This window comes from Polaromonas sp. (genome assembly GCF_030682935.1).
Lineage (GTDB): Bacteria > Pseudomonadota > Gammaproteobacteria > Burkholderiales > Burkholderiaceae_C > Polaromonas.
This window is the reverse complement of the sequence record NZ_JAUXNA010000287.1, coordinates 1-10539: the sequence shown is the minus strand read 5'-3', so window position 1 is coordinate 10539 and position 10539 is coordinate 1. Positions and strand designations below refer to the sequence as shown.

10 protein-coding genes are annotated in these 10539 nt (G+C 60.9%); 8 read left to right on the top strand and 2 right to left on the bottom strand.

Annotated features, from left to right (window positions below; genetic code table 11):
- A partial coding sequence (locus tag Q8K05_RS13280) for a hypothetical protein (RefSeq protein ID WP_305247083.1) occupies positions 1-295 on the top strand: 295 nt, incomplete at its 5' end.
- 90 nt (positions 296-385) lie between these two features.
- Here Q8K05_RS13280 and Q8K05_RS13275 read toward each other — a convergent pair.
- On the bottom strand, positions 386-1132 hold the full coding sequence (locus Q8K05_RS13275; RefSeq protein WP_305247082.1) for a Mut7-C RNAse domain-containing protein: 747 nt from the start codon (positions 1130-1132) through the stop codon (positions 386-388).
- Between the two features lie 388 nt (positions 1133-1520).
- Complete coding sequence (locus tag Q8K05_RS13270; protein ID WP_305247081.1) at positions 1521-2411, bottom strand: DMT family transporter; 891 nt, start codon at positions 2409-2411, stop codon at positions 1521-1523.
- Positions 2412-2501: 90 nt separating this feature from the next.
- Here Q8K05_RS13270 and Q8K05_RS13265 point away from each other — a divergent pair, with 90 nt between their 5' ends.
- From Q8K05_RS13265 to Q8K05_RS13235, 7 genes are all read left to right on the top strand, one after another.
- Positions 2502-3431: a LysR family transcriptional regulator gene (locus Q8K05_RS13265; RefSeq protein ID WP_305247079.1), complete on the top strand. Its 930-nt coding sequence runs from the start codon at positions 2502-2504 to the stop codon at positions 3429-3431.
- A gap of 366 nt (positions 3432-3797) precedes the next feature.
- Complete coding sequence (locus Q8K05_RS13260; protein WP_305247078.1) at positions 3798-4580, top strand: gamma-glutamyl-gamma-aminobutyrate hydrolase family protein; 783 nt, start codon at positions 3798-3800, stop codon at positions 4578-4580.
- 47 nt (positions 4581-4627) lie between these two features.
- Complete coding sequence (locus Q8K05_RS13255; protein ID WP_305247077.1) at positions 4628-5995, top strand: glutamine synthetase family protein; 1368 nt, start codon at positions 4628-4630, stop codon at positions 5993-5995.
- A 41-nt stretch (positions 5996-6036) separates the two neighbouring features.
- Complete coding sequence (locus Q8K05_RS13250; protein ID WP_305247076.1) at positions 6037-7458, top strand: aspartate aminotransferase family protein; 1422 nt, start codon at positions 6037-6039, stop codon at positions 7456-7458.
- Between the two features lie 127 nt (positions 7459-7585).
- A complete protein-coding gene (locus Q8K05_RS13245; RefSeq protein ID WP_305247075.1) occupies positions 7586-8740 on the top strand; it encodes an extracellular solute-binding protein in 1155 nt (384 codons plus the stop codon).
- 97 nt (positions 8741-8837) lie between these two features.
- Complete coding sequence (locus Q8K05_RS13240; RefSeq protein WP_305247074.1) at positions 8838-9938, top strand: ABC transporter ATP-binding protein; 1101 nt, start codon at positions 8838-8840, stop codon at positions 9936-9938.
- A 27-nt stretch (positions 9939-9965) separates the two neighbouring features.
- The coding region (locus Q8K05_RS13235) for an ABC transporter permease (protein ID WP_305247073.1) at positions 9966-10539 on the top strand (574 nt) is incomplete at its 3' end.

The following is a 10539-nucleotide window of genomic DNA, read 5'->3' as shown; positions in this document are numbered from 1 at the left end:
CGCAGTTGCATTGAGAAGCGATGATCCAAAGGCTCTCCTCGGGTACCTCCCGCGCTACTTCAGTAAAGCGGTAACAAAGGAAATTTCCTGTGATCCAGACAACGTCAATGTTGTTCTACGGCGAGTCAATATTGATGCGCCGCTAGACATGCGTCTTCTGTTTCGGTTGACCGTAAGACACACTATCAATCGTTCATTATTTGACGATGATGTTGATTTCCAACCTTGGGATGCATCAGTTGAAACTATTGAGAAGATCGGGAATTTTGTTAGCCCTCCTGCCCGCTCAAACTGAGATCTGCTTAGGATCGCAAAGAGCCAGCCTTCAATTGCAACCCTTTCCCAGAGCCTCGACGAAAAATACTTGACTTTCGGTCAGAGCAATTTAGCCGCTTTGCCGAATCGTAGCATCCAGCAAACGCTGCATGCGTTTCCAGTGCGAACCTTTCCAATAGACTCGACCACAAAGCGAGCAGGTCATGAAATGTTCGTGGCTCGCCTGAACGAAGGGGGGCAACCGTTGGAGCACCTGCGACTTGTCGATTGCCTGTAAGGGTGCGTTGCATTCCAGGCATAGCGAGAAGGGATGGACACTGTCTGTAATTTTTAGCCGGGTCATGATCTCGGCTAGTTGCTGTTCCGGCTTGAGCGCATGAACGTAACAGCCGTGGGTGATGTCGCGCAGCATGAGCAGGTCACGGTCGCGCGTCAGCACGATGCGGCCCTCGCGGATGGCGATGTCGGCAATATCGCGGTCCCGCAAGTTGTTGCGGTAAATCGTATCGAAACCTGCCATTCGCAGAAGGCGGGCGAGCCCGCCGAGATGGGCGTCGGCAATGAAGCGCGTCACATACAGTGGCCACTTGCGAAGGTGTACCAGAGGTGTGGCTTCTGGCGACCCGAAATGGGGGTAGACGACCACGCGATCTCCATCATGGAGAAGCCGGTCAAACCCTGTCACTTCGCCTTGCACCGTGATCAATTCGACCTCAGTGTACGGCACGCCAAGGGCCTCGATCATGTGCTTGGTGGTGGCATTGCGAGCGCAGGACACACTGAACTCAACCTCGCGCCGCTTTGGCGACAGGAAGTCGTTGAGTTCATTATGGAAGCGGAATGTCGCCGTCACCATCGATATTCACCTATCTGGCCGCCTGAAGTTCGGGCATGTGTGATGTTGAAGCTTGCTTGTTATACATTGACCCTGATCAAGTTGTCGTTTAGGAGCACCAGGATCGACTGGCAGCTTTGCAGCGTAAGCCCTCATGGATCGACGGAACGTGACAGGCAAGTTTCGCTGCATTGCAGTCAGTCCGCAACAACGCGCTAATCTCATGCAAGTCCGCTTGAACCTCATCCAGACACCTCGGAGCAAGCCACTCCCAATGCGCGCACTATCAAAAAAATAGCTGTTAATGCCCACAGGCCATGGGCTAGAGGCTGATTCGGTATAGGAACAAAACGACTGGCAGTCAACTGTCCGCTCCAGACCGCCAACGTTTCGCCCATCGATACATCACCTACGCACGCCGGGCGGTCGTCCACAGCGCGGCCAATACGATGAGTCCACCGCCGAGCCAGCCGGCCGCGCTCAGCCCTTCGCCCAGCCAGAGCACGGCAAACAGGGCGCCAAAGACCGGTTCACTGCTGGTCAGCAATGCGACCCGGCTGGGTGAGCTGTGTTGGAGCGCCCAGTTTTGCGCAAAGAACGCAAACACGGTGCAGCCCAGCACCAGGTAGAGGCTGGCCTGCCAGAAGGCGCTTTCCAGCGGCAGCGGCGGCAGTCCGCCCGGCATGCACAGGGCCAGCAGCAGACTGCCAAAGCCGATCACGCCGGCCTGCACCGCCGTCAGCGCCAGGGCGGGTGCAGTGCTGTGGCGGGTCAGTTTGCTGGTCTGGCACACGGTGATGGCGCGCAGCACGGCTGCCGCCAGCATCAGCCCATCGCCAGGGCCGAACGCACCCGCCATGCCGCCGCTGAGCAAGGCGGCGCCCAGCACCGAGATGCCGGCAAACACAAACATGGCCCGCGCGGGTCGGCTGCCCAGCAGCCACCACTCGGCAAAGGGCGTCAACACCACGCACAGGCTGATCAGCAGCGCGGCATTGCTGGCCTGGGTCAGTGCCACGCCAAAGGTTTCGCATAAAAAAATACCGAGCATCAGCGCGCCCAGCGGCAGGCCGGTGCGGACGGCGTCGCGTCTTTGCGGCCCGCCTGCGCGCAGCAAGGCGGGCAAGAGCAGGACAAAGGTCAGGATAAAACGCACCGCCAAAAAGCCCAGCACCGGGTAGAAAGCCAGCGCGCCCTTGGCCACGCCATAGCTGGTGCCCCAGACCACGGCGACCAGCAGCAGGGCAACATCGGACAGGCGCAGCAGGTTTTTGGACTGCGACAGGGTGAGCGTGTTCATGGCGAAGGTTTGTGATGGTGAGGAAGGACCCAGTATTCATTGCATCGACCAGCGTGATAATCCGCTCATGAAGAACAGAACTTGTGCGCGATGAGCATCAATAACGCGTTGGACAACCTGCCGGATATGGCCGTGTTTGCCCGCGTGGTCGACGCCGGCAGCTTCTCGGGCGCGGCCCGCGAGCTTGGCGTGACGCCGTCGGCCGTCAGCCGCCAGGTGGCGCGGCTGGAAGGCGTGTTGCGGGTGCGGCTGCTGGAGCGCACCACCCGCAAGCTGCGTTTGACCGAGGCCGGCTCAGCGGCTTACACCCGTTGTCAGGCCATGGTGGCCGCTGCGCGTGAGGTGCTGGCGCTCAGCGACACCAACACGGCCACCCCGCGCGGCCTGGTGCGCATCAGCATGCCCAAGGCATTCGGTCGCCTGGTGGTGCATCCGCTGATGGCCCGCTTTCTTGCGCAATACCCCGAGGTCGACGTGCAGTTGGTCATCACGGACCGCACGGTGGACCTGTTCGAGGAGGCCATCGACCTGGCCATCCGCATCACCGATGCACCGCCGCCGGGCTTGGCCGGGCGGCCGCTCATGCGAATTGCCCACCTGACCTGCGCCAGTCCGCGCTACCTGGCCGAGCACGGCAGCCCGCTGCATCCGCGCGATCTGGCCCAGCACAGTTGCCTGTATTTAGGTGAAGACGAGCGTGACCGCCACTGGCGTTTTCGCCGCGCGGGGGCCGAGGTCACGGTGAAGGTCCGCGGCCGTTACGTGGCCAATCACAGCGAAGTGCGGCTGGAGGGGGCCTTGAATCACCTGGGCATTGCCAGCCTGCCCGAATTCACCGCCCGTGCTGCCCTGGCCGCCGGGGAACTGGTGACGGTGCTGGATGACTGGGAGCACGCGACCGACTACGCCGGCATGGCGTGGCTGCTTTACCCGCCGAATCGCTTTCTGCCGGCCAAACTGCGCGTGTGGATTGACCACTTGGTTGCGGGCCTGGCGGGCTTGGCGATGGGGCGGGAATGAGGCATCACGCTACTTGCGGCCTATGGAGCGAGGTACGAGCAAGGCTAAGGGCCTGCGCCAGGTCACGGCTGGAGGCGAGCCGTTCGCCGGCCTGCAAATGCCCATCCAGCATGACGCGCCGCAGTGACTCGTACAACTGGCGGCGCGCAGGCGGGCTATTTCGTAAATCAGGTATTCGGCATGAGGGTGTGCGTGTTGCGGGTGCTTGAGGGATGGCGGCAAAAGTGGCACCATCGGGTTGCCCCAAATGGCACCTATTTGGAACCAAGCGCTCCGCATGATGAAGATGCTTTCGTCGACAAAACTACAACAAGCGTGAATCCATCGCAAATGCACCGGAAAACCATGTTGAACAGCGCACAAACATTGTCTCAAGCCCTAGTCTGGCTACCTGCCGATCACCGGTTTCTGGGCGAGGAGGGCGACCAGACGCCGTTTCTGGTCCTGGGTGACAAATACGCCCGCGCCGTGAAACTGGGCGCAAATGCGCAGCCGGTCCTTTTTCCGCTGGCAGAGGCTGAGCAGATACCGGCGCTGCTGCGCGTGGTGGACGGCGTCCTGCTGACCGGCTCGCCCTCCAATGTGCACCCGTCCCACTTTGATCAGGATGTGGCCGACCCTTCTTTGCCGCTGGACCCGCAGCGCGATGCGCTCACGCTGGCGCTGGTCCGGGCCTGTGTGGCCTCGGGCGTGCCCTTGCTGGGGATCTGCCGCGGTTTTCAGGAAATCAACGTGGCGCTGGGTGGCTCGCTGGAGCAGACCGTGCATGCGCGCGCCGGGCAACTCGATCACCGCGCACCCGTGGGCGTCAGCGTGGATGAGGCTTACGGGCCGGCGCATGAAGTCCGCTTCGTGCCCGGTTCGGCGTTTGCGCAATGGGCCGGCGGCGACACGGCCCGGGTCAACTCGCTGCACGGGCAGGGCATTGCCCAGCTGGCCACCGGCCTGCGCGCGCTGGGCCATGCGCCCGACGGCCTGGTTGAAGCGCTTGAAATTGAAGGCGCACAGACGTTCGCCTACGCGGTCCAGTGGCACCCCGAATGGCGTTGCCTGGACAACCCTTTTTACAGTGCCATCCTGGGCGCATTTGGCCAGGCGTGCAAACGCCGCCAGGCGGCGCGCCTCGCAGCGGGGCGGCTCGTGACCTGAATTCACCGATTCGAAAAACCGACAAACGTCGACAACAGGAGTGTTCCATGGGCGTTAGTAAAGCTGTCACATTCACCGATCTTGAGAACTGGTTGAACGAACGCAAGGTCACGGAAGTCGAGTGCCTGGTCCCCGACCTGACCGGCGTGGCGCGCGGCAAAATTCTGCCGCGCGGCAAGTTCACCGAAGACCGCGGCATGCGCTTGCCCGAAGCGGTGGTGGCGATGGGGGTGACGGGCGAGTTCCCCGAAAGCGGCCCTTACTACGACGTGATCAGCCCGACCGACAAGGACATGCACCTGCGGCCCGACCCGTCCACGGTGCGGATTGTGCCGTGGGCCTCTGACCCCACGGCGCAGGTGATTCATGACTGCTTTGACCCGGGCGGCAAGCTCGTGCCTTTTGCGCCCCGCAGCGTGTTGCGCCGGGTCTGCGAGCTGTACGAAGCCGAGGGCCTGTCGCCCATCGTGGCGCCGGAGCTGGAGTTCTACCTGGTCGCCCGCAACACCGACCCCAACACCTTGCTGCGCCCGCCGATCGGCCGCAGCGGGCGTGCCGAAACCTCGCGGCAGGCCTACAGCATTGACGCGGTGAACGAGTTCGACCCTTTGTTTGAAGAGATTTACGACTACTGCGAGAAGATGGAACTGAACGTCGACACCCTGATCCACGAGGTGGGGGCGGGGCAGATGGAGATCAATTTCTTTCACGCGCATCCGCTGGGCCTGGCCGACGAGGTGTTCTTTTTCAAGCGCACCGTGCGCGAATCGGCCCTGCGCCACGACATGTACGCGACCTTCATGGCCAAGCCGATTGCCGGCGAGCCCGGCAGCGCCATGCATGTGCACCAGAGCATCCTGAACACCAAGACCGGCCAGAACATCTTCAGCAATGAAGATGGCAGCGAGTCAGAGGCTTTTTTCCACTACATAGGGGGCTTGCAGCGCTACATTCCGGCGGCCATGGCGCTGGTCGCGCCCTATGTGAACAGCTACCGGCGGCTGTCGCGCGACACGGCAGCGCCCATCAACATCGAGTGGGGCCACGACAACCGCACGGTGGGCATCCGTTCGCCGATTGCCACCCCGCAGGCGCGCCGCGTCGAGAACCGGGTCATTGGCGCCGACGCCAACCCCTACGTGGCGCTGGCCATGACGCTGGCCTGCGGCTACCTCGGGATCAAGAACAAGATCAAGCCCAAAGCCGAGATGAAGGGGGACGCCTACCTGTCGCCCTATTCACTGCCGCGCAGCCTGGGCGAGGCCCTTGACTGGCTGCGGCGCGAATCCGACCTGCATGAGGTGCTGGGCCGCGAATTTGTCACGGTCTACTCCGAAATCAAGGAACTCGAATTTGCCGAATTCATGAAAGTCATATCACCCTGGGAGCGTGAACACCTGCTGCTGCATGTGTGACGCCAGCCCCCGCACCTGATCACTGAAGTGAGGACCAAGCCATGAATACTGCCGCTGACACCACAGCAAGTAACAGCGTCAATACCGCGCTGATCCAGACCCTGGACCGCGAGCATTTTCTGCATCCGTTTACCGACTTCAAGGACCTGGCGGCGCGCGGTTCGCGGGTCATTATCCGGGGCGAGGGCATCTACGTCTGGGACTCGGAAGGGCAGAAGATGCTCGATGCAATGAGCGGTTTGTGGTGCGTGAATGTGGGCTACGGGCGCAAGGAACTGGCCGACGCCGCTTACCAGCAAATGATGACGCTGCCCTACTACAACAGCTTTTTTCAAACCACCAATGTGCCGGCCGTGCAGCTGGCCACCCGCCTGGCAGCGCTGGCGCCCAAGGTGGACGGGCGCGCCTTTGAGCATGTGTTTTATTCGAGCAGTGGCTCCGAGAGCAATGACTCCAATGTGCGCATGGTGCGCCGTTACTGGGACCTGCTGGGCCAGCCGCTACGCAAGGTCATCATTGGCCGCAACAATGGCTACCACGGCAGCACCATGGCCGGGGCGTCCCTGAGCGGCATGAGCGCCATGCACGCACAGGGCGACTTGCCCATTCCCAATATCACGCACATCGAGCAACCCTATTTTTATGCACTGGGCAAGCCGGGGGAGACTTCGGCTGAGTTCGGCGTGCGTGCCGCGCGCTGGCTGGAAGAAAAAATCCTCGCTATCGGCCCCCACAAAGTGGCTGCGTTCATCGCCGAGCCGGTGCAGGGCGCGGGCGGCGTCATCATTCCGCCCGACAGCTACTGGCCCGAGATCCAGCGCATTGTCGATAAATACGGCATCTTGCTGATCAGCGACGAGGTGATTTGCGCATTTGGGCGGGTGGGCCACTGGTTTGCCTACGAAAAATTCGGCTATCGCCCCGATTTGGTGACTTTTGCCAAGGCGGTCACCAGCGGCTACATACCGCTGGGCGGCGTGATGGTGGGCGACCGCGTGGCCAAGGTGCTGATTGAGCAAGGCGGAGAGTTCAACCATGGCTACACCTACAGTGGGCATCCGGTGGCCTGTGCCGTGGCCCTGGCCAATCTGGACCTGATGGAGCGCGAGAACCTGCCGGGCCGGGTACGTGGCGACATCGGTCCCTACCTGGCCCGGGCTTTCACCCAGCTGAACGAGCATCCGCTGGTGGGCGCGGCCGAAAGCTGCGGTTTCATGGCCGGGCTGGTGATGGTGAAAAACAAGGCGACCAAGGCGGCGTTTGACCCGAATCTGGAGGTCGGCATGCGTTGCCGCAGCCTCTGCTTTAAAAACGGCCTGGTCATGCGCGCCGTGGGCGACCGCATGATCATTGCGCCGCCGCTGATCATGACCCATGAACAGATCGATGAAATGATGGCCCTGATACGCCGCTGCCTCGACGGCACCCTGGCGGAACTGCGCGCCGCCGGACAGTTTGAATAGAATGCGGTTGCAGCGCCCGGGGGCCCACAACGGGTCCGGATATTGCTTGGCCAACGGGGTGCGCTTCTGAGCGTTTTTGTTCTGTGTTTCATCGGTTTTTTTACCTGTTTTTGTGGAAGGTTTCAATATGAAAAAGCTCGTACTGGCGGTGGCCATGTCGGCGGTTTTGCTGGCGGCCTGCGGAAAAAAGGAAGCGCCTGTAGCGGTGGTTCCCGCGCCCGTGGCCGCCACGCCGGCAGCCCCGGTCAACACCGAGGAAAAGGTGCTCAACATCTACAACTGGCCCGACTACGTTCCAGAGGGCCTGATCCCGGCGTTTGAAAAGGAAACGGGCATCAAGGTCAATTACGACACCTTTGAAACCAACGAAGCCCTGCACGCCAAGCTGGTGGCGGGCAATTCGGGCTACGACATCGTGGTGCCCGGGACCGTGTTTGCCAAACCCCAGATCGAAGGCGGATTGCTCCAGCCGCTGGACAAGTCCAAGCTTCCCAATCTGGCCAACCTGGACCCGGCGATCATGAAGACCCTGACCAAGGCCGACCCCGATAACAAGTTCCTGGTGCCGTGGGCCTGGGGCTTTACCACCGTAGGCATCAACAAAACCAGGGTGGAAAAAGCGCTGGGCGGCATGCCGATGCCTGACAACGCCTGGGACCTGGTGTTCAACCCCCAGTACACCAGCAAGCTCAAGTCCTGCGGCATCGCCTACCTGGATTCCCCCACCGAGATCATGCCGGTGGCACTGCACTACATCGGCAAGGACGCTTATTCGAACGACCCGGCCGACTACAAGGCGGCCAACGAGATGCTGGCCAAGGTGCGCAAGGACGTGCGCCTGTTCAGTGCGACCATGATTGACGATGTGGCGGGTGGCAAAGCCTGTGTGGCGATTGGCTGGTCAGGCGACATCAACATTGCCGCTGCTCGGGCCAAGGAAAACGGCTCCAAGGATGACATCCAGGCCCTGCTGCCCAGCACCGGCGCCCTGATCTTCTTTGACACCATGGCCCTGACCAAGGATGCCAGGCACCCGAACAATGCCCATGCCTTCATCGACTTTTACCTGCGCGCCGAGAACGCCGCAGCGATGGCCAATGAGATGAGCTACCCCACGGGTAACAAGGCCGCCATCGCGCAGATCAAGCCTGAAATCGCGGGCAACAAGACCATCTTTGTGGAGGCCGATTACTTCAGCAAGATGATTCCGCCGAGCAGTTTTACCAATGAAGCCCGTGAAGCCATGGCCAACGCCTACAACAGCTTCAAAAAGGGCAAGTAAGTTTTTTCGCAGAGGCAACCCCGGGCTGCTTGTACGCAAGGGTATGAGCAGCCCTTTTTGTTTCCAATGCTGCATAAAAACAGAGAGTGATAGATACATGGCAGACAAGAACGAAAAAGCGGGCTATCTGGTCACCGAGCGACTGGTCAAGCGTTTTGACGAAGCGCTGGCGGTGGACGAGGTGTCGCTGTCGGTGGGCAAGGGCGAGATTTTTGCCCTGCTGGGCAGCTCGGGCTGTGGCAAGTCAACCTTGCTGCGCATGCTGGCGGGTTTTGAAAAACCGAGTTCGGGCCGCATCCTGCTGGGCGGTCAGGACGTGGCCAGTTTGCCGCCTTACGACCGGCCCATCAACATGATGTTCCAGTCTTATGCCTTGTTTCCGCATCTGGACACCTGGGAAAACGTCGCGTTTGGCCTCAAACGCGAAGGCCTTCCCAAAAACGAGATCCAGCAGCGCGTCGGCGAGATGCTTGATCTGGTTCAGATGGCTCCCTACGCCAGGCGAAAACCGCACCAGCTCTCGGGTGGCCAGCAACAGCGGGTCGCGCTGGCGCGCAGCCTGGCCAAACGGCCCAGGCTTCTGCTACTCGACGAGCCGCTGGGGGCGCTGGATAAAAAACTGCGCGAACAGACCCAGTTCGAACTGGTCAACATCATCGAGAAAGTGGGCGTGACCTGCGTGATGGTGACGCACGACCAGGAAGAAGCCATGACCATGGCCAGCCGCATTGCGGTGATGAGCAAGGGCCGGGTGCTGCAGGTCGGCACACCCGAGGAGGTGTACGAGCACCCCGCGAGCCGCTTTGTGGCCGACTTCATCGGCAACGTCAATCTGTTTGAGGGCCGGCTCAGCGTGGACGAACGCGACCGCTGTGCTGCTGTCACGGGCATTGGCGAAATCCAGGTGGGGCATGGCGTGAGCGGCATGCTGAACATGCCGCTGGCGATTGCGGTGCGCCCCGAGAAGATCGGGATCAGCAAGCAGCGGCCGGCGGCAGAGCGGAATGTCTTCACCGGCAAGGTCAGGGAAATTGCTTACTTCGGCTCCTACAACACCTACATCGTGATTGCCAGCGACGGCTCGCGCGTCAGGATCACGGAGGCCAACACGTCGCACCAGGACCTCAGTGACATCACCTGGGAAGACAAGGTCTTTTTCTGGTGGGACGACCGCGCCGGCATTGTGCTGCGCGACTGAACCGATTTAATCCGATCAAGGAACGACATGGCGAGCTCCACCTTTCCTGTACCAGGCAAGCGCTTTGTGATTGGCGTGCCCTATGTGTGGCTGATCATCTTTTTCTTTCTGCCCTTTTTGATCCTGCTCTACATCAGCTTTGTCGATATGGGCAACGACATCAATCCCTTCAAGCCGATCTGGGATTCGCAGACCGGTCTGCTCAAGCTCAAGTACGAAAACTACGGGTCTATTTTTAGAAGCGGGGAGGATGGCGCGCTTTTTCAAACCCTCTACATTGAAGCCTACCTGCGTTCCCTCTGGTACGCGTTGTGCACGGCCCTGCTGTGTTTGGCCATCGGCTATCCGTTTGCCTATTTCATTGCGCGCTCGCCCGCCAGCCTGCGACCTGGGCTCTTGATGATGGTGATGCTGCCGTTCTGGACCTCGTTCCTGCTGCGCGTCTATGCCTGGAAGGGCATTCTGGCCGACCAGGGCGTGCTGAACCGGGCGCTGATGTTTCTGGGATTGACGGCTGAGCCGATCCAGATGCTGTACACCGATGTGTCCATGCTGGTGGGCATGACCTATGTGTATTTGCCCTTCATGGTGCTGCCGCTGT

What these genes read in the sequence shown, in the direction of transcription:
- Q8K05_RS13270 (WP_305247081.1), bottom strand. Translation starts at nt 2,411, where the DNA reads ATGAACACGCTCACCCTGTCGCAGTCCAAAAACCTGCTGCGCCTGTCC.
- Q8K05_RS13265 (WP_305247079.1), top strand. Translation starts at nt 2,502, where the DNA reads ATGAGCATCAATAACGCGTTGGACAACCTGCCGGATATGGCCGTGTTT.
- Q8K05_RS13275 (WP_305247082.1), bottom strand. Translation starts at nt 1,132, where the DNA reads ATGGTGACGGCGACATTCCGCTTCCATAATGAACTCAACGACTTCCTG.
- Q8K05_RS13250 (WP_305247076.1), top strand. Translation starts at nt 6,037, where the DNA reads ATGAATACTGCCGCTGACACCACAGCAAGTAACAGCGTCAATACCGCG.
- Q8K05_RS13245 (WP_305247075.1), top strand. Translation starts at nt 7,586, where the DNA reads ATGAAAAAGCTCGTACTGGCGGTGGCCATGTCGGCGGTTTTGCTGGCG.
- Q8K05_RS13255 (WP_305247077.1), top strand. Translation starts at nt 4,628, where the DNA reads ATGGGCGTTAGTAAAGCTGTCACATTCACCGATCTTGAGAACTGGTTG.
- Q8K05_RS13240 (WP_305247074.1), top strand. Translation starts at nt 8,838, where the DNA reads ATGGCAGACAAGAACGAAAAAGCGGGCTATCTGGTCACCGAGCGACTG.